This is a genomic window from Streptomyces sp. NPDC047017 (assembly GCF_040644175.1).
In the GTDB taxonomy this organism is placed as follows: domain Bacteria; phylum Actinomycetota; class Actinomycetes; order Streptomycetales; family Streptomycetaceae; genus Streptomyces.
Window position 1 is genome coordinate 355,868 of the sequence record NZ_JBEYVW010000006.1, and the last position, 17,099, is coordinate 372,966.

The window sequence follows — 17,099 nt, forward strand, 5'->3', positions numbered from 1 at the left end:
CCCCACTGCTGGCAGGATCGCGCCATGTCCAAGCTGTCCCCCTCCGCCGGCAGGCGCCGTGGCCTGCGGGGCGCGGCCGTCGCCGCCGTGGTCCTCGGGCTGCTGCTGTGGTGGCTGCTGCCGCTGGGCGAGCGCCCGCCGAGCGGCACCATCACCTTCAGCACCGGCACGCTGCGCGGCGTCTACCAGGAGTACGGCGTACGGCTGCGCACCGCGTTCGCCCAGGACATGCCGCGTCTGAAGGTGCGGCTGCTGACCAGCGACGGCTCGCAGGAGAACGTCACCCGGGTGGCGACCGGCAAGGCCGACTTCACCATCGCCGCGGCCGACGCGGTGGAGACGTACGAGCTGAACGACGGTCCGGGCGCCGGGCGGCTGCGCGGGGTGGCCCGCCTCTACGACGACTACGTGCAGCTCGCCGTCGCCCGCGATTCCAAGATCAACTCGGTGGCGGACCTGCGGGGCAAGCGAGTGGCGATCGGGCCGCCGGAGTCGGGCGTGCGGCTGATCGCGGAGCGGGTGCTGCGGGCCGCCGGGATCGACCCGGCCAAGGACATCCAGCCCAGGGCGGACGGCATCGACACCGGGCCGGGCCAACTGCGCGGCGGTGCGATCGACGCGTTCTTCTGGTCGGGCGGCCTGCCCACGGACGGGCTCAAGCAGCTCGCCTCGAAGTTCGCGTTCCGGTTCGTGCCGATCGACGCCGATCTGGTGGCGCGGCTGCACGCGGAGGGCGGTGCCACGCGCTACTACCGGGCCACCAACATGCCGGAGTCGGCGTACCCGACGGTGCAGAACGGCGCGACCGTGCCGACGATCGCGGTGTCCAACGTGCTGATGACCCGCGCGGACATGGACCCCCGGCTCACCGAGTGGCTGACCCGGACCGTGATCAGGAGCCGCGACGGCATCGGCGCCCACGTCCACTCCGCCCAGCTCGTCGATCTGCGCACCGCGATCTACACCGACCCGCTGGTCCTGCACGAGGGCGCGCGGCGCTACTACCGCTCGGTCAAGCCGTAGGCACGCCGGAGGCGGACCCGGGCTCCGTCCTCGGGACGGTCACCGTCACCTTCAGCCCGCGCGGCTCGGCGGCGCGATGGGCGGCGTACGCGATGGAGCCGCCGCCCGCGGCGAGCAGGGCCCGCGAGATGGACAGGCCGAGCCCCGAGCCCTGGACGTTCTGGTGCCGTCCGCTGCGCCAGAACCGGTCGCCGACGCGGGCCAGTTCCTCGTCGGTGAGGCCGGGGCCGTGATCGGCGACCACGATCGTGGAGGTGTCGCCGCCGCCGGACACCTTCACCTCGACGCGCTCGCCGCCGGGAGTGAACTTCACCGCGTTGTCGATCACCGCGTCCAGGGCGGACGACAGCGCCACCGGGTCGGCCCAGGCGGTGGTGGCGGGCCACTCCCCCACCAGGGCCACGCCCTCGGCCTCGGCGGCCGGGGCCCAGGCCGCCACCCGCTCCGCGGTCAGCTCGCCGATGTCGATGAGCCGGAGGTCGGCCGCGGCGTGCTCGGCGAGCGCCAGGTCCAGCAGGTCGTCGAGGACCTGGGCCAGGCGCTTGCCCTCGGTGCGCACCGAGGCGATCTCCTCGTTGCCCTCGGGCAGTTCGAGGGCGAGCAGCTCGATGCGCAGCAGCAGCGCGGCGAGCGGGTTGCGCAGTTGGTGGGAGGCGTCGGCGACGAAGGCGCGCTGCTGCTCCAGGACGTCCTCGACGTGGTCGGCCATCTCGTTGAACGAACGGGCCAGCCGCCTGAGTTCCGGTGGCCCGCCGGCCGCCGCCACCCGGGACTTGAGCCGTCCGGTGGCGATGTCGTGGGTGGTGGCGTCGAGCACCCGTACGGGCCGCAGCACCCAGCCGGTCAGCCGCAGCGCGGCGCCGACGGCGAGCAGCATCGCGGCGGTCTCCCCGGCGCCCAGGAGCAGCCAGTCGTGCAGAGTCCGCGAGCGCATCTGCCCGGTGGGCGAGTCGGTGACGACGACCGCGACGACGTCGCCGTCCCGGATGACGGGCGAGGCGACGACCAGCCGCCGCCGCTGCCAGGGCCAGACCTGTGCGGGGTCGTGGCTGCGCCGGCTCAGCAGGGCCTCGCCGAACGCCTCACGGACCTCGCCCGTGGCGGGCAGCGACCAGTCGCCGGGAGCGTTGGCCATGGCCACGCCGGAGCGGTAGAAGACGCCGGCCCGGATGCCGTAGACCTCGTTGTAGCTGGTCAGTTCGCGGCTCAGCGTCTCCAGGCGCTCGTCGGGGACGGTCTGGCGCGAGCCGGTGGGCCGGTCGGTGACGAACTGGGCGAGGGCGGCGAACCGGGCCGTGTCGTCGATCCGGTCGACGACCACCTTCTGCTGCTCGCCGCCGGCCAGGCTGACGGCGAGCGGGAAGCCGAGGGCGAGCAGCACCGCCGCCATCAGGACGATGAGCAGCGGCAGCAGGCGGGTGCGCACCCGGGCCCGCTACCCGGCCGGGGCGACGAGGCGGTAGCCGACGCCGCGGACGGTCTCGATCAGGGCGGGCATGCGCAGCTTGGAGCGCAGCGAGGCGACATGCACCTCCAGGGTGCGGCCGGTCCCCTCCCAGCTGGTGCGCCACACCTCGCTGATGATCTGCTCGCGGCGGAAGACCACGCCGGGCCGCTGGGCGAGCAGCGCGAGCAGGTCGAACTCCTTGCGGGTGAGCTGGACGACCGTGCCGTCCACGCTGACCTGCCGGGTGAGCAGCTCGATGCGCACGGGGCCGAGCCGCAGGGCGGTCTCGGTGGTGCCGGTGATGTCGTCCTGGACGGTGCGGCGGCTGACCGCGTGGATACGGGCCAGCAGTTCCCCGGTGTCGTAGGGCTTGACGACGTAGTCGTCGGCGCCGAGGTTGAGGCCGTGGATGCGGGAGCGGACGTCGGAGCGGGCGGTGACCATGATCACCGGGGTGCTGGTGCGCTTGCGGATCTTTCCGCAGACCTCGTAGCCGTCCTGGTCGGGCAGACCGAGGTCGAGCAGGACCACGCCGAAGCCCGCGCCCTCCGGGACGAGCGCCTGGAGGGCCTCCGCCCCGCTGCGGGCGTGCGTGACGTCGAAGCCGTGCCGGGCCAGGATCGCGGACAGGGCGGCCGCGACGTGGTTGTCGTCCTCGACGAGCAGCAGTCTCATCCCGGCCCCCTCCGGTTCATCCGTTCGTACTCCTGATGTGGGCACGCGCGCGTGCCCCATGCAGTCACGCCGATGGACGAGGACCGCGTCAAGGGCTTCCGGGGGCGCGCACGCTGTCGTTATCCAGCCGGTACGCGCCCCTGTGCCCGGTGCTACGACACGTGTCCGATTGCTATCGGATCGTGATGCTCAGATCCTCCTCAGATGTGATGACGCTGTTCGCACGGCATGGCTACTGTCCTCCGCAACCGAGGAGGACGGAGCCTGAAAGCGATGACCGAAGTATCGATGGCCAAGGAAGACGTGGCCTCGACCGGCGATCTGGTCACCCTGAAGAGCGTCAACAAGCACTTCGGCGCGTTGCACGTGCTCCAGGACATCGAGCTGACGATCTCCCGCGGCGAAGTCGTCGTGGTCATCGGCCCGTCGGGGTCCGGGAAGTCCACCCTGTGCCGCACCATCAACCGCCTGGAGACCATCGACTCGGGCGCGATCACGATCGACGGCAGGCCGCTGCCCGACGAGGGCAAGGAGCTGGCCCGGCTGCGCGCCGACGTCGGCATGGTCTTCCAGTCGTTCAACCTCTTCGCGCACAAGACCGTGCTGGAGAACGTGACCCTGGGCCAGGTCAAGGTCCGCAGGACCGACAAGGCCAAGGCCGAGGAGCGGGCCCGCTCCCTGCTCGACCGGGTCGGGGTGGGCGCGCAGGCGGACAAGTACCCCGCCCAGCTCTCCGGCGGCCAGCAGCAGCGCGTGGCGATCGCGCGGGCGCTGGCCATGGACCCGAAGGTCATGCTCTTCGACGAGCCGACCTCCGCGCTGGACCCGGAAATGATCAACGAGGTGCTGGAGGTCATGCAGCAGCTCGCCCGGGACGGCATGACGATGATCGTCGTCACCCATGAGATGGGCTTCGCCCGCTCCGCCGCCAACCGGGTGGTCTTCATGGCCGACGGCCGGATCATCGAGCAGGCCGCGCCCGACCAGTTCTTCAGCAACCCGCGCAGCGACCGGGCCAAGGACTTCCTGTCCAAGATCCTGCACCACTGACGGCTTCCGGGCCCGCCGCGCACGCGACACGTGCCGCGCCGGGCCCCGGGCGCCCCGCCGGCCGGCCTCCCGGCCCCGCGGCGGCGCCGTCGCCCGCCCCGGGCGGGCCAGACGACACCGCATTGAACAAAGGACGTTCATCATGAAGCTCCGCAAGGTCACCGCCGTCTCGGCCGTCGTGCTCGCTCTCGCCGTCTCGGCGACGGCGTGCGGTTCGGGCGACAAGAAGGACGGCTCGTCGGGCGGCAAGAAGATCGCCATCGGCATCAAGTTCGACCAGCCCGGCCTCGGCCAGAAGACGCCGCAGGGCTACTCCGGTTTCGACGTGGACGTGGCCAAGTACGTCGCCAAGAAGCTCGGTTACAACGAGGACCAGATCGAGTGGAAGGAGTCGAAGAGCGCCGACCGCGAGACGATGCTGCAGCGCGGTGACGTCCAGTTCATCGCCGCCACCTACTCGATCACCCCGGCCCGCTCGGAGAAGGTCGACTTCGCCGGCCCGTACCTGCTGGCCCACCAGGACGTCCTGGTCCGCGCCGACGACGACTCGATCAAGTCGCCGTCCGACCTCGACAGCAAGAAGCTGTGTTCGGTCACCGGCTCGACCTCGGCGCAGAACATCAAGGACAAGCTGGCCCCGAAGGCCAACCTCCAGAAGTACCCGACCTACTCGGCCTGCCTGACGGGCCTGCAGAACAAGGCGATCGACGCCCTGACGACGGACGACTCGATCCTCGCCGGCTACGCCTCCCAGGCCCAGTTCAAGGGCAAGTTCAAGCTGGGCGGCCTGAAGATGACCAACGAGAACTACGGCATCGGCGTCAAGAAGGGCAGCGACCTCAAGGCCAAGATCAACAAGGCCCTGCAGGACATGGTCGCCGACGGCTCCTGGGAGAAGGCCGTGAAGGCCAACCTGGGTCCGGCGGACTACAAGAACGACCCGGCGCCGAAGATCGGCGACATCAAGAGCTGAGTCAGCGCCCGCCGGCTGCGCCGCCCACGGGGGGCGGCGCAGCCGGGGCCCACCCACACGCGGAAGCACGGGAGATCGTGTTCGACTTTCTTCAAGGCTACGACCTGCTGGGAGCCTTCTGGGTGACGGTGCAGCTCACCCTGCTCTCCGCCGTCGGCTCCCTGGTCTGGGGCACCCTGCTGGCGGCCATGCGGGTCGGCCCGGTACCCCTGATGCGCGGCTTCGGCGCCGCCTACGTCAACATCGTGCGGAACATCCCGCTGACGGTGATCATCCTGTTCACCTCGCTGGGCCTGAACCAGACGCTCGGTGTCGACCTCGGCGCGACCGCCTTCGACAGCATCAACTTCCGGCTCGCCGTCATCGGCCTGATCGCCTACACCTCGGCCTTCGTCTGCGAGGCGATCCGCTCCGGCATCAACACCGTCCCGGTCGGCCAGGCGGAGGCGGCCCGCGCCCTCGGGCTGAACTTCACCCAGGTCCTGACCCTGGTGGTGCTGCCGCAGGCGTTCCGGTCGGTCATCGGCCCGCTCACCAACGTCCTGATCGCGCTCACCAAGAACACCACGGTGGCCGCCGCCATCGGCGTGGCCGAGGCCGCCCTGCTGATGAAGGAAATGATCGAGAACGAGGCGCAGCTGCTGGCGATCTCGGCGGTGTTCGCGTTCGGCTTCGTGTGCCTGACGCTGCCGACCGGCCTGATCCTCGGCTGGGTGGGCAAGAAGGTGGCGGTGAAGCGATGAGCGGCTCGGTGCTGTACGACGCGCAGGGTCCCAGGGCCAAGCGGCGCAACGTCGTCTACTCGATCGTGTTCGTCCTCGCCTTCGCGGTGCTGGCGTGGTGGGTCTACCGGAGCCTGGACGACAAGGGGCAGCTCGACTGGGTGAAGTGGAAGCCACTGCTCGCCGGGTCCGAGGCGTGGACCACGTACATCCTGCCCGGCCTGAAGAACACACTGATCGCCGCGGCCCTGTCGATGGTCATCGCGCTGCCGCTGGGCGCCTTCTTCGGCATCGCGCGGCTCTCGGACCACGCGTGGGTGCGGGTGCCGGCCGCCGTGATCGTGGAGTTCTTCCGCGCCATCCCGGTGCTGATCCTGATGATCTTCGGGAACGCCCTGTTCGCCCAGTACAGCGACGTCGGCTCGGACGACCGCCCGCTGTACGCCGTCGTCACCGGCCTGGTGCTCTACAACGCCTCGGTGCTCGCGGAGATCGTCCGCGCGGGCATCCTGGCGCTGCCCAAGGGGCAGGCGGAGGCCGGGCAGGCCATCGGCCTGCGCAAGACGCAGATCATGACGTCGATCCTGCTGCCGCAGGCGGTCACCGCGATGCTGCCGGCGATCGTCAGCCAGCTGGTGGTGATCGTGAAGGACACCGCGCTCGGCGGCGCGATCCTGACCTTCCCGGAACTGCTCGCGGCGGTGAACCCGATGAGTTCGTTCTACGGCGCGAACACCATCGCCTGCTTCACGATCGTGGCGCTCATCTACGTCGTCCTCAACTTCAGCCTCACCAGCTTCGCGAGCTGGCTGGAGGGCCGGCTGCGGCGCGGCAAGAAGTCGACGGGCGCCGTGCTGCCGCCGGCGGCGGTGGCGGGCGCCGAGGCCGCCGGAGCGGCGGTCTGACGGGCGGTCAGCCGGTCGCGGCGGCACGGGGGCAGTGGAGTGATCACCACTGCCCCCGTCACTTGACGCAAGCAGCGGCAATAGGTTGCATACGTTCTGTGATCGTGCACCCTGGTCCATCCGTTTCTTCCCGTCCGGCCGTCAGGACACCGCCACGGGCAGGGGGCGCCGCGCCGTGGACCCGGTGATCGTGGTCGGAGCGGGGCCCGTCGGGCTCACGCTCGCCCTGGCGCTGGCGCGCCAGGAAGTGCCGTCGGTCGTCCTCGACGAGGGGCCGGGCACGGACGCGCCGCGCGCCGCGCGCACGGTCGTGCTGCGCGAGGACACCGCCGCCCTCGTGGAGCGGCTGACCGGCACCCCGCTCGACCGGGCCGGACTGCGCTGGGCCGGATGGTGGTCCATGCGGCGCAAACAGGTGACGGGCGAGGCGATCTTCGACACGACCCGGACGTCCGGCACCACCGGGGCCTCCGGCACCGCCGGGACGTCCGGCACCACCGGGGCCTCCGGCACCGCCGGGACGTCCGGCACCGCCGGGGACACCGACCCCGTCGAGATCACCACCGCGAGCGCCGGCCCCGCCCCGCTGCACATCGCCCAGCACGCCCTGACCGCCGCCCTGCGCGCCGCCGTCGCCCGCGAGCCGCTGGTCGAACTCGCCACCGGCGGCCGCCTGGACGCCCTGGAGCAGGAGCCCGCCGGCGTCACCGCCCACACCCGCGGCGCGCAGGGCGTCTGGTGGCGGGGCAGCCATCTGGTGGGCTGCGACGGCCCGCGCTCGACCGTCCGCAAGCTCCAGGACATCCGCTTCCCCGGCCGGACCGCCGTCGAGCGGTACGCCGTGGCCGCGCTGCGCACCGAACTCCCGCGCCCCGGTGAAGCGTTCCTCCACCGCACCCCGCCCTGGCGGACCACCGGCCCCTCGGCCGGGGAGATCACCGCCCGCCCGCTCCCGGACGGCGTGTGGCGGCTGGACTGGCTGCTGCCGCCCGGCAAGGACCTGGTCACCCCCGAACTGCTGCTCGCCCGCGTCCGGGAGACCCTGACCGGCTGGACCGGCGAGACCTCGCCGTCCTACGAACTCCTGGACACCGGCGTGCACACGGTCCACCACCGGGTGGCCCGCCGCTGGCGCGCCGGCCGGGTCTTCCTCGCCGGGGACGCCGCCCACCTGCTGGGCGCGTTCGGCACGCACGGGCTGGACGAGGGCCTGCGCGACGCCGACAACCTGGCCTGGAAACTGGCGCTGAGCTGGCACCACGGGCCGCACGAGGTGCTGCTCGACAGCTACCAGGCCGAGCGGCGCGCGATCGTCGCCGCCCGGCTGCGCGCCGCGGACCAGCTGCTGCCCGTGGTGCGCGGGCGCGGCGGACTGCGCGCCTACGTCCCCGGAGCCGCCCGCGGTCACGACGGGCTCCTCATGGACGGCCACCTGGGGCGCGGGACACTGGGCGCGCCGGGAGCGCACGCCGACTCGCCGCTGGCGCCGCCGCGCTTCGATACGGAGGTGCCCGTGGACACCCCGACCGGCGCGCCGGTCGCGGACGTCGTGGTGACCGCGGAGGACGGCACGTTCGTGCCGCTGCGGGACCGGCTGGGCCGCGGGGCACTGCTGGTCGTGCTGGTGGCGCCGGGCACGGTGGTGTGGGAGCGCCGCCACTGGGTGGGCGCCGGGATCATGCCCCGGCTGGCGGCCGCGGTGACCGCCCTGCCGCACCCCGCCGAACTGCTGGTCGCGGAGAGCTACCCGGGCGCCGCCCCGCACACCGTCCTCCTGGTACGGCCGGACGGCCATCTGGTCACCGCGCTGGCCGGGGTGCGCCCGGCCGACCTCTACACCGCGGCCCGGGCCACGCTCGGCGGGCCCGCGCCCGCCGCGGAACCCGCCGGGGCGGGTGCCCGCTGACGCGCCCCCGCACTCGCCCACGCACGCACCGTCATCCTCGGTCCGCATGGTGACGGTGAGTTGACCGGTTCCGGCCGTCATGGTGTACTCCGGACCGTGACCGACACCGATGTGCGCCTGTGGCGGAGGGTCCATATGGACCTCGTCCGCTATGCGGGCTGCGTGTGTCGCACCTCCTGTTGAATTCGCGCCTCTCCCTGCCCTTTCCGCGCGTCGCTCACGTCTGCCCCCGCGCCTTCCGCGCGCCCTCGTGCTGCCGCGCGCGTGTACCGCGAACCTTCTCCAGGACGGTGTACATGTCTGTCTCCTCCCCCGCGCCCGCCCCGGCAGCTCCCGCTCCGGCGGCGCCCACGCAGGCGGAACTCCTCGACTTCGTCCGGCGCACCGCCGCCGACGCCGAACTGATCGCCTCCCTGCCGCTCGACCCCGAGGGCCGCACCTGGGTGCGCCTGGAGGGGCCCGGGGGCAGCGAGGCGTGGCTGATCGGCTGGCCGCCCGGCACCGGCACCGGCTGGCACGACCACGCCGACTCGGTCGGCGCCTTCCTCACCGCCACCGGCGAACTGACCGAGCACTCGCTCGCCGCCCGGCTGCCCACCGACGGCTGGAAGACCCTGGAACTCACCGACGACGTGGACCGCGCCCGGCGGCTGCCGGCCGGCCGGGGCCGCGCCTTCGGCCACCACCACGTCCACGAGGTGCTGAACGAGTCCACCGACCGGCATGCTGTCTCCGTGCACGCCTACTACCCGCCGCTGCCCCGCATCCGCCGCTTCAGCCGCACCGGCCAGACCCTCCGCCTGGAGCAGGTCGAGCGCCCGGAGGACTGGCAGTGAGCGCCCCGGACGAGCGGCCGGCCGGCATCGACGAACTGCTGGAGCGTGTGCGCCGCGGCTACGAGCGCGTCGGCCCGCACGAGGCGCACGCCGCCGCCCGGACCGGCCAGGCCCTGCTGGTGGACATCCGGTACGCCGCGCTGCGCGAACGGGACGGGCTGATCCCGGGCGCCGTCGTCGTCGAACGCAACGAACTGGAGTGGCGTCTTGACCCCCGGGGCAGCCATCGCCTCCCGGAGGCCACCGGCCACGACCTGCGGATCGTCGTCGTCTGCAACGAGGGCTACGCGTCGAGCCTGGCCGCCGCGTCGCTGCACCAGATCGGCCTGCGCCGGGCGACCGACCTGATCGGCGGCTTCCAGGCCTGGCGCTCGGCCGGGCTGCCGGTGTCGCCGCGGCCCGGACCGTGAGGTGAGCGCCGCTCAGTACCCGCCGTCGTCCAGGAACCCGGTGTCCTCGCCCTCCTCCTCCAGCGCCTGGCGCACCACCCGCAGGGCGAGGCCCTGGGAGTAGCCCTTGCGGGCGAGCATGCCGGCCAGGCGGCGCAGCCGCTTGTCGCGGTCCAGGCCCCGGGTGGAACGCAGCTTGCGCGCGACCAGCTCCCGCGCGGTGGCCTCCTCCTGCTCGTCGTCGAGCCGGCCCACGGCCTCGTCGATCAGCGTGACGTCGACGCCCTTGGTGCGCAGCTCCTGGGCGAGCGCGCGCCGGGCCAGTCCGCGTCCGTGGTGGCGGGACTCCACCCAGGCGTCCGCGAACGCGCTGTCGTCGATCAGCCCGACCTCCTCGAACCGGGACAGCACCTCCTCGGCCGCCTCGTCGGGGATCTCCCGCTCGCGCAGGGCGTCCGCGAGCTGCTTGCGGGTGCGCGGGGTCCCGGTGAGCAGGCGCAGGCAGATCCCGCGCGCCCGCTCCACCGGGTCCCCCGGGGACTCCCCCTGCTCCGCCCTCGATGGGGAAGAGGTGTCCCCGTCCGCCGCGGACGTCTCGCCGACGTCCCGCCGTCGACGCCCGCGCCCGCCGTGCGCCCCGCCGTCACGCGAGCCGCGCCGGCGTGAGCCGCCCGTACCCGAGCCACCGGACCTGCCGCCCGGCCGGCCCCCGCCGTCCGGGCCGGTGCCGTCCATACCGCCGCTGTCCAGGCCGCCGCCGGACCCGTCCTCGCCGTCCGGGCCGGTACTGAACCGGCCCTCGCGATCCGGACCGGTGCCGAACCGGTCCTCGCCGTCCTGACCGGTGCCGGCGGCCCCGGTGCCCCTCCCCCGTGGGGCACCGGGAGCCGTGTACGCCTGCTCGTACTCGTACTCGGCCCAGTCGGTTCGCCGTGTCACGGGTCAGCTCTTGGCCGCGGCGGCCTTGGGCTTGGTGGCCTTGGCGGCCGCCGGGGCGGGCACCGTCTTGGCCGCGTCGCCCGGGGCGGCGGTGACCGGCGCGTCCGCGGCCGCCTCGGTGGCCGGCTCCTCCGGCCGCACGCCGACGCCCAGCTTCTCCTTGATCTTCCTCTCGATCTCGTTGGCCAGGTCGGGGTTGTCCTTGAGGAAGTTGCGCGCGTTCTCCTTGCCCTGGCCGAGCTGGTCGCCCTCGTACGTGTACCAGGCGCCGGCCTTGCGCACGAAGCCGTGCTCCACGCCCATGTCGATCAGGCCGCCCTCACGGCTGATGCCCTGGCCGTAGAGGATGTCGAACTCGGCCTGCTTGAAGGGCGGCGCGACCTTGTTCTTGACGACCTTGCAGCGGGTGCGGTTGCCGACCGCCTCGGTGCCGTCCTTCAGGGTCTCGATGCGGCGGATGTCGATACGCACCGAGGCGTAGAACTTCAGCGCGCGGCCACCGGTCGTGGTCTCCGGGGAGCCGAACATCACGCCGATCTTCTCGCGCAGCTGGTTGATGAAGATCGCGGTGGTCTTCGACTGGTTGAGCGCGCTGGTGATCTTGCGCAGGGCCTGGCTCATCAGGCGGGCCTGCAGACCCACGTGCGAGTCGCCCATCTCGCCCTCGATCTCCGCACGCGGCACGAGCGCGGCGACCGAGTCGATGACGATGAGGTCGAGCGCGCCGGAGCGGACCAGCATGTCCACGATCTCCAGCGCCTGCTCGCCGTTGTCCGGCTGGGACAGGATCAGGTTGTCGATGTCGACGCCGAGCTTGCGCGCGTACTCGGGGTCGAGGGCGTGCTCCGCGTCCACGAAGGCGACCTGGCCGCCTGCCTTCTGCGCGTTCGCCACGGCGTGCAGGGTCAGGGTCGTCTTGCCGGAGGACTCCGGTCCGTAGATCTCCACGACACGGCCGCGCGGCAGGCCGCCGACGCCGAGGGCCACGTCGAGCGCGGTCGACCCGGTCGGGATGACCTCGATGGGCTCCCTCGACCGCTCGCCCATGCGCATGACCGCGCCCTTGCCGAATTGCCGTTCAATCTGTGCGAGCGCGGCGTCGAGCGCCTTCTCGCGGTCGGTTCCTGCCATGGGTTCCACCCGGTTTGCTTGAGTCGATCGCTTCACGTCAAAGACGCTAACGCCTGCCACTGACAATGCGCCTCGACGCATGTCCGGCCTGTGGATAACCAGGGGATCTATTACCCCAAAACTGGGCGAAATCCCCTCGGTTGAGCCTCGCCGGAGCCTCCATAAGAATGGATGTTCGATTTTCGTGTCAAGCGTGCCACGCGGCATCCGCACCGCACCCCGCAGCGGCATCCGAAGGACGTCCGGACGGCCTCCGCGGCCCCCGGCCGTCCGCCGCTCCCCGCCCGCTCTCCACGGGGTACGGCAGGTGCCTTCCCCCGGGCGACGCCGGATCGCCGCGCCTCGGTGACGCTTGCGGTCATGGCAGTCTCCACGCTCCCGCCCGCCCCCTCCGCCCCGGCGCCGCATGCCCGCGCGCCCCGCACCGTCGAACGGCTGTGCCACACGATCAGGCTGCTGCTCGTCCTCTCCGGCCTGGCCCACCTCGTGGTGTTCGCGGTCGACGGCGGCCCGTGGGACGGGCCCGTCTCCTGGCGCAAGCCCGTCACGTTTGGGCTGTCCTTCGGGGCGACGCTGATCGCGCTCACCTGGGTGACGTCTTATCTGCGCACGGGGCGTCGTGCGCGCGCCGCGCTGCTCGTCGTCCTCGCCACCGACCGCGTCACCGAGGTGGGCGGCATCACCCTCCAGGCATGGCGCCGGGTGCCCCCGCACCCGAACATGGAGACACCCTTCGACACGGCGGTGTCGATGACGCTGACGGTGGGCGGCGGGGTCCTCGTGGTGCTCCTGACCGCGTTGGCGGTCGTTTCCTTCCGGCGCCGCCCGGCGGGCCCCGCCGGGATGGCGCTCGCGCCGCGCTCCGGGTTCGCGATCCTCCTGGTCGCCCTGGCGTCGGGCGCCGCGATGATCGCACGCGGCGTGTTCCTGGTGCGGACCGGTCACCAGCAGGCGGCGTACCACTCGACGGCGGCGCTCAAGCCGCCGCACGCGGTGAGCCTGCACGCGGTCCTGGTGCTGCCCGCGCTGGCGTGGCTGCTGTCCCGCACGCCCTGGAGCGAGCCGGTGCGCCGGCGGGTCGTCGCCGGCGCGGTCGGCCTCTACGGCGTGACCGTGCTCGGCGCCGGGCTCCTGCCGCTCCTGAGCCACTGACCCCCAGGACCGCCGGGGCCTCGGCCTCCGGGGCCCGGGCCTCCGGGCCTCGGGCTTTCCAGGCCCCCGGCGCACGACCGGGTCCGGTCCGCACCCCCGGTCACTCCCCGGCGGAGCCCTCCTCCGCCGCCGGCGGCGGGGCCGGCGCCCACAGCCGTCGCGCGCGGGTGAGCATCCCGGGCGCCGGAGCCCTGTTGCGGTGCCCGTGCACCCGGGGGTCGTCCGTGACGTCGTACCGCTTCACGTACGCCCCCAGGAACGCCTGCAGTGTGGCGACCGCCGGGATGGAGATCAGCGCGCCGACCGCGCCGAGCAGCGCGGTGCCCGCGATGACCGAGCCGAAGGCAACCGCCGGGTGGATGTCGACGGTCTTCGCGGTCAGCTTGGGCTGCAGCATGTAGTTCTCGAACTGCTGGTAGATCACGACGAAGACCAGCACCCACACCGCGTACCAGGGGTTGACCGTGAAGGCGATCAGCATCGGCAGGGCGCCCGCGAGATAGGTGCCGATGGTGGGGATGAACTGCGACACCAGGCCCACCCAGACACCGAGCACGGGCGCGTACGGCACATCGAGGGCCTGCAGCAGGACGTAGTGGGCGATGCCCGAGACGAGCGCCATCAGGCTGCGTGAGTACAGGTAGCCGCCGGTCTTGTCGACGGCGATCTCCCACGCGCGCAGCACCTCGGCCTGGCGGGCGGGAGGCAGCACGGAGCACAGGGCGCGGCGCAGCCGCGGTCCGTCGGCGGCGAAGTAGAACGAGAACAGCGCGACCGTCAGCATCTGGAACAGCCCGCCGAGCACCTGTGCGGACACGTCGAGCACACCGGCGGCGCTGTTCTGCGCGTACTTGCGCAGCCAGTCGGAGTGGAGCAGGCCCTCCTGGACGTCCACCCGTCTGAGGTCGGTGTGGAACGTGGCGTTGATCCAGTGGATGACCGAGTCCAGATAGGCCGGGAAGCCCTCGATCATCTTGATGATCTGCCCGGCGAGCATCGAGCCGAGCAGGGTGACGAAGCCCGCCGTGGCGATCGTCAGGCCCAGGAAGACCAGGAAGGTCGCGACGCCCCGGCGCATGCCCCGGGCGGCCATCCGGCTCACCGCGGGCTCGATGGCCAGGGCCAGGAAGAACGCGATCAATATGTTGATCAGCAGGCCGGTGACCTGGTGGAAGGCCCAGCTGCCGAGCTGGAAGGCGGCGATGAGCGCGAGCGCGAGCACCATGGCCCGCGGCAGCCAGCGCGGCATGCGGGCGGCAGGCCCGGCTGCGGCCGGTCCGGCGGCGCCTTCGGCGGCGGGCCGGCCGGGCGGCGTCGGAGCCGTCGGAGCGGTCGGGGATGCGTGCGGGGCCGTCTGCCCGGACTCTTCAGTGGGTGCCACGGTGCAAGTCTCGCCCATGGCGCCGACAGTCCCGTACGGCCCCGGTGCCCCGGAGCCCCGGAGCCCGGTCAGTGCCTCTCGCGCGGCACGTTCATGACCCGGCAGACCACCCGCCACACGTCCTTGGCCTCCCAGCCGTCCTCCAGCGCCTCGTGCACCGTGCGCCCGCCCAGCTCCGCCATCACGTGATCGCGCGCGAAGGTGTCGGCGTACTCCGCGCCGAAGTGCTCCGCCATCCGCTCCCAGAAGACCGTCAACCGCATGCCCCCAGTATCCCGTCCCTGGGAGTGAGCCCAGGGACGGGACCGCCTGCCGCGGCCGCCGCGCGTCCTACGGTCTGACGCATGGCCGAGACCGGAGCTGTGCCCGCCTGCCCGCCGCCCCCGGCGTCCTCACCGCTGGCCCGCGCGGAGCACTTCGTGTGGCGCACCGCGCGCGTGCTGGAGCAGCGGCTGTTCGCGTACCACTTCCTGGGCGGCGGCGCGGACCCGGTGGAGACCGCGCTGGACGCCTACCGCAATGACGACGGCGGCTACGGCCACGCCCTGGAGCCGGACCTGCGCGGCCCTGCCAGCCGGCTGCCGCACACCGCGTTCGCGCTGCGTGTCCTGGACGCCCTCGGGCGCTGCGGCGGCGGCCGGGCGGAGCGCGTGTGCCGCTATCTGACCTCGGTCTCCACACCCGACGGCGCGCTGCCCGCGGCCCGTGCCGGCCTGCGCGGCGGTCCGGCGGCGCCCGGCGTGCCGCTCGCGGACGACCCGGCCGGCGACCTCCTCGCCACCGGACCGGTGACCGGCCTGCTGCACCGCAACGAGGTGTGGCACGCCTGGCTGTTCCGGGCGACCGACTTCTGCTGGCAGCGGATCGAGTCCCTGGAGCGGCCCCACCCGTACGAGGCCGGGGCCGCCGTCGTCTTCCTGGACGCCGCGCCCGACCGCCCGCGCGCGCGGGCCGCCGCCGACCGGCTCGGCCGCCTGGTCCGCGCGCAGCGCCTCGCGGTGCTGGACCCCGCCCGACCGCAGGAGTGTCCGGGCGCGCCCGGACACTCCCCCGAGGAGCGGCGCTTCCCGCACGACTTCGCCGGGACACCCGGCTCCCTCGCGCGCGCGTGGTTCACGGACGAGGAGATGGCCCGCTCCCTGGACCACCTCGCGGCCCGGCAGCAGGAGGACGGCGGCTGGCCGGTCACCTGGCGCCAGTGGGCCCCGGGCGCCGCCCTGGAGGCGCGCCCCATGGTGACGATCGAGGCACTGCGTACCTTGCGGGCGCACGGCCGCCCCCTCGGCTGATCCCAGGGACTCGGCTGATCCGAGGGACGGGGCGGCCCGCCCGTCTCACCCGCCCATGGCGCGTACCCCGGCCGTCACCACCACGGCCGCCGCGACGACGACCAGGAAGGGCGCCCGCAGCAGCAGCGCCACCGCGGCGGCCGCGACCCCGGCCGCCCGCGCGTCCAGGACGAGCGCGTGCCCGTCGGCGAAGGTCTGCTGGGCGGTGAGGGCGGCGAGCAGGGCGACGGGCAGCAGCGCGGCCAGCCGCCGCACCACCGGCCGCTCCAGGGCGGCGGCCGGGACGAGCAGCCCGGCCAGCTTGACGGCGTAGCAGCCGAGGGCGGTCACGGCGACCGCGATCCAGATGTTCACCGGTCCGCCCCTCGTACGCCCCGTCCGTCCGATGCGCCCCGTACATCCCGATCGTCCTGTGCGTCTCGTGCGTCCTGTGCGTCTCGTGCGTCCTGTGCGTCTCGTGCGTCTCGTGCGTCTCGTGCGTCTCGTGCGTCTCGTGCGTCTCGTGCGTCTCCTGCGTCCCGGCCGCGGCGGCGGCCCTCCAGGTACAGCACGGCCGGTGCGGCGAGCGCGGCGGCCAGCACCGGCACCCCGGCCGGGAGCACGGGCAGCAGGCCGAGTCCGAGCAGTACGGCGAGGGCGGCCACGGCCCGCTCGGTGGTGGCCTTGAGCATGGGCGCGAGCAGCGCGAGGAACACGGCGGGCCCGGCCGCGTCCAGTCCCCACGCGTCGGTGTCGCCGAGGGCCTTGGCGCCCAGCGCGCCGAGCAGCGTGGTGACGTTCCACAGCACGTACAGGCTGACCCCGGTGACGGTGAACCCGATGCGCGCGCCGCGCCGGGTGGGCTGGGCGAGGGCCACCGCGGTGGTCTCGTCGATGACCCACTGGGCGGCCAGCGGCCGCGTCCCGCGCGGGAGGGCCAGCACCTGGGACAGGCGCAGTCCGTAGAAGGCGTTGCGCACGCCGAGGAAGAAGGCTCCGGCGGCGGCCGTGAACGGGTTGCCGCCGGCCGCCAGCGCCCCGACGAGGGCGAACTGGGAGGCGCCGGTGAACACCAGCAGGCTGAGCGCGCAGGTCTGGAGCACGGTCAGGCCGCCGCCCGCCGAGGTCACCCCGAAGGCGAACCCGGACAGTCCTACGGCGATCCCGACGCCGAGGGCGTCCCGGACGACGGCGGAGTCCGGTTTCCCGCCGCCGTCGTCCGTTCGGGCGCCTCCGGCCGGTCCGCCGCCTCCGGCCGGTCCCGCGCGGTCGGCGCGTATGTCTGGGAGAGCTGTCTCTTCT

The 17,099-nt window shown here is 73.1% G+C and carries 19 protein-coding genes; 11 read left to right on the plus strand and 8 right to left on the minus strand.

From position 1 onward, the window contains the following. Positions 1-24 precede the first annotated feature (24 nt). Complete coding sequence (locus tag ABZ858_RS13365; RefSeq protein WP_361376064.1) at positions 25-1,023, plus strand: TAXI family TRAP transporter solute-binding subunit; 999 nt, start codon at positions 25-27, stop codon at positions 1,021-1,023. Here the strand turns inward: ABZ858_RS13365 and ABZ858_RS13370 are convergent. Further along, complete coding sequence (locus ABZ858_RS13370) at positions 1,013-2,449, minus strand: HAMP domain-containing sensor histidine kinase (protein ID WP_361376067.1); 1,437 nt, start codon at positions 2,447-2,449, stop codon at positions 1,013-1,015. The genes ABZ858_RS13365 and ABZ858_RS13370 overlap by 11 nt on opposite strands. Before the next feature lie 9 nt (positions 2,450-2,458). After that, positions 2,459-3,145, minus strand: a complete 687-nt coding sequence (locus tag ABZ858_RS13375) for a response regulator transcription factor (RefSeq protein ID WP_361376070.1) — start codon at positions 3,143-3,145, stop codon at positions 2,459-2,461. 273 nt (positions 3,146-3,418) lie between these two features. Here ABZ858_RS13375 and ABZ858_RS13380 point away from each other — a divergent pair, with 273 nt between their 5' ends. The 8 genes from ABZ858_RS13380 to ABZ858_RS13415 all read left to right on the plus strand — a co-directional run bounded on the left by ABZ858_RS13380 (position 3,419) and on the right by ABZ858_RS13415 (position 9,947). Next, positions 3,419-4,195: an amino acid ABC transporter ATP-binding protein gene (locus tag ABZ858_RS13380; protein ID WP_361376073.1), complete on the plus strand. Its 777-nt coding sequence runs from the start codon at positions 3,419-3,421 to the stop codon at positions 4,193-4,195. A gap of 142 nt (positions 4,196-4,337) precedes the next feature. Next, positions 4,338-5,168, plus strand: coding sequence for a glutamate ABC transporter substrate-binding protein (locus ABZ858_RS13385; protein ID WP_361376076.1), 831 nt, complete (start codon positions 4,338-4,340; stop codon positions 5,166-5,168). A 77-nt stretch (positions 5,169-5,245) separates the two neighbouring features. Continuing rightward, complete coding sequence (locus ABZ858_RS13390) at positions 5,246-5,911, plus strand: amino acid ABC transporter permease (protein ID WP_361376079.1); 666 nt, start codon at positions 5,246-5,248, stop codon at positions 5,909-5,911. Continuing rightward, positions 5,908-6,795 carry an amino acid ABC transporter permease gene (locus ABZ858_RS13395; RefSeq protein ID WP_361376082.1) on the plus strand — a complete coding sequence of 296 codons (888 nt, stop codon included), beginning with the start codon at positions 5,908-5,910 and terminating at the stop codon, positions 6,793-6,795. Before ABZ858_RS13390 ends, ABZ858_RS13395 begins: the two co-directional genes overlap by 4 nt. 175 nt (positions 6,796-6,970) lie before the next feature. Continuing rightward, positions 6,971-8,701 carry an FAD-dependent monooxygenase gene (locus ABZ858_RS13400; protein WP_361376085.1) on the plus strand — a complete coding sequence of 577 codons (1,731 nt, stop codon included), beginning with the start codon at positions 6,971-6,973 and terminating at the stop codon, positions 8,699-8,701. Between the two features lie 111 nt (positions 8,702-8,812). After that, positions 8,813-8,884 carry a putative leader peptide gene (locus ABZ858_RS13405; RefSeq protein ID WP_332836340.1) on the plus strand — a complete coding sequence of 24 codons (72 nt, stop codon included), beginning with the start codon at positions 8,813-8,815 and terminating at the stop codon, positions 8,882-8,884. Positions 8,885-8,997: 113 nt separating this feature from the next. Then, entirely contained in the window at positions 8,998-9,537 is a 540-nt protein-coding gene (locus ABZ858_RS13410; protein WP_361376088.1) for a cysteine dioxygenase, read from the plus strand. Beyond that, positions 9,534-9,947 carry a rhodanese-like domain-containing protein gene (locus ABZ858_RS13415; protein WP_361376091.1) on the plus strand — a complete coding sequence of 138 codons (414 nt, stop codon included), beginning with the start codon at positions 9,534-9,536 and terminating at the stop codon, positions 9,945-9,947. The genes ABZ858_RS13410 and ABZ858_RS13415 overlap by 4 nt, the downstream gene beginning before the upstream one ends. A 12-nt stretch (positions 9,948-9,959) precedes the next feature. Here ABZ858_RS13415 and recX read toward each other — a convergent pair whose 3' ends face one another. Both recX and recA read right to left on the minus strand, forming a co-directional pair. Further along, positions 9,960-10,865 (minus strand): recombination regulator RecX, encoded by a 906-nt coding sequence (recX, locus tag ABZ858_RS13420; protein WP_361376094.1) that lies wholly within the window; start codon positions 10,863-10,865, stop codon positions 9,960-9,962. A gap of 3 nt (positions 10,866-10,868) precedes the next feature. Beyond that, positions 10,869-11,996, minus strand: a complete 1,128-nt coding sequence (gene recA / locus ABZ858_RS13425; protein WP_361376097.1) for a recombinase RecA — start codon at positions 11,994-11,996, stop codon at positions 10,869-10,871. Positions 11,997-12,356: 360 nt separating this feature from the next. Between recA and ABZ858_RS13430 the strand changes: the two genes are divergently transcribed. Further along, positions 12,357-13,148: a hypothetical protein gene (locus tag ABZ858_RS13430; RefSeq protein WP_361376100.1), complete on the plus strand. Its 792-nt coding sequence runs from the start codon at positions 12,357-12,359 to the stop codon at positions 13,146-13,148. Positions 13,149-13,248: 100 nt separating this feature from the next. Here ABZ858_RS13430 and ABZ858_RS13435 read toward each other — a convergent pair whose 3' ends face one another. After that, positions 13,249-14,529 (minus strand): AI-2E family transporter, encoded by a 1,281-nt coding sequence (locus ABZ858_RS13435; RefSeq protein WP_361376103.1) that lies wholly within the window; start codon positions 14,527-14,529, stop codon positions 13,249-13,251. Between the two features lie 68 nt (positions 14,530-14,597). Continuing rightward, positions 14,598-14,792 (minus strand): DUF3046 domain-containing protein, encoded by a 195-nt coding sequence (locus ABZ858_RS13440; RefSeq protein WP_361376106.1) that lies wholly within the window; start codon positions 14,790-14,792, stop codon positions 14,598-14,600. An 81-nt stretch (positions 14,793-14,873) separates the two neighbouring features. Between ABZ858_RS13440 and ABZ858_RS13445 the strand changes: the two genes are divergently transcribed. Beyond that, the gene (locus tag ABZ858_RS13445) at positions 14,874-15,818 is read left to right on the plus strand and encodes a hypothetical protein (protein WP_361376109.1); all 945 of its coding nucleotides are present in this window, start codon (positions 14,874-14,876) and stop codon (positions 15,816-15,818) included. Between the two features lie 45 nt (positions 15,819-15,863). Here ABZ858_RS13445 and ABZ858_RS13450 read toward each other — a convergent pair whose 3' ends face one another. Both ABZ858_RS13450 and ABZ858_RS13455 read right to left on the minus strand, forming a co-directional pair. Then, complete coding sequence (locus ABZ858_RS13450) at positions 15,864-16,172, minus strand: AzlD domain-containing protein (protein WP_361376112.1); 309 nt, start codon at positions 16,170-16,172, stop codon at positions 15,864-15,866. Beyond that, the gene (locus tag ABZ858_RS13455) at positions 16,169-17,077 is read right to left on the minus strand and encodes an AzlC family ABC transporter permease (RefSeq protein WP_361376191.1); all 909 of its coding nucleotides are present in this window, start codon (positions 17,075-17,077) and stop codon (positions 16,169-16,171) included. The genes ABZ858_RS13450 and ABZ858_RS13455 overlap by 4 nt, the downstream gene beginning before the upstream one ends. Positions 17,078-17,099: the final 22 nt, after the last annotated feature.

What these genes read in the sequence shown, in the direction of transcription:
- ABZ858_RS13365 (WP_361376064.1), top strand. Translation starts at nt 25, where the DNA reads ATGTCCAAGCTGTCCCCCTCCGCCGGCAGGCGCCGTGGCCTGCGGGGC.
- ABZ858_RS13375 (WP_361376070.1), bottom strand. Translation starts at nt 3,145, where the DNA reads ATGAGACTGCTGCTCGTCGAGGACGACAACCACGTCGCGGCCGCCCTG.
- ABZ858_RS13380 (WP_361376073.1), top strand. Translation starts at nt 3,419, where the DNA reads ATGACCGAAGTATCGATGGCCAAGGAAGACGTGGCCTCGACCGGCGAT.
- ABZ858_RS13385 (WP_361376076.1), top strand. Translation starts at nt 4,338, where the DNA reads ATGAAGCTCCGCAAGGTCACCGCCGTCTCGGCCGTCGTGCTCGCTCTC.
- ABZ858_RS13395 (WP_361376082.1), top strand. Translation starts at nt 5,908, where the DNA reads ATGAGCGGCTCGGTGCTGTACGACGCGCAGGGTCCCAGGGCCAAGCGG.
- ABZ858_RS13410 (WP_361376088.1), top strand. Translation starts at nt 8,998, where the DNA reads ATGTCTGTCTCCTCCCCCGCGCCCGCCCCGGCAGCTCCCGCTCCGGCG.
- recA (WP_361376097.1), bottom strand. Translation starts at nt 11,996, where the DNA reads ATGGCAGGAACCGACCGCGAGAAGGCGCTCGACGCCGCGCTCGCACAG.
- ABZ858_RS13430 (WP_361376100.1), top strand. Translation starts at nt 12,357, where the DNA reads ATGGCAGTCTCCACGCTCCCGCCCGCCCCCTCCGCCCCGGCGCCGCAT.
- ABZ858_RS13440 (WP_361376106.1), bottom strand. Translation starts at nt 14,792, where the DNA reads ATGCGGTTGACGGTCTTCTGGGAGCGGATGGCGGAGCACTTCGGCGCG.
- ABZ858_RS13445 (WP_361376109.1), top strand. Translation starts at nt 14,874, where the DNA reads ATGGCCGAGACCGGAGCTGTGCCCGCCTGCCCGCCGCCCCCGGCGTCC.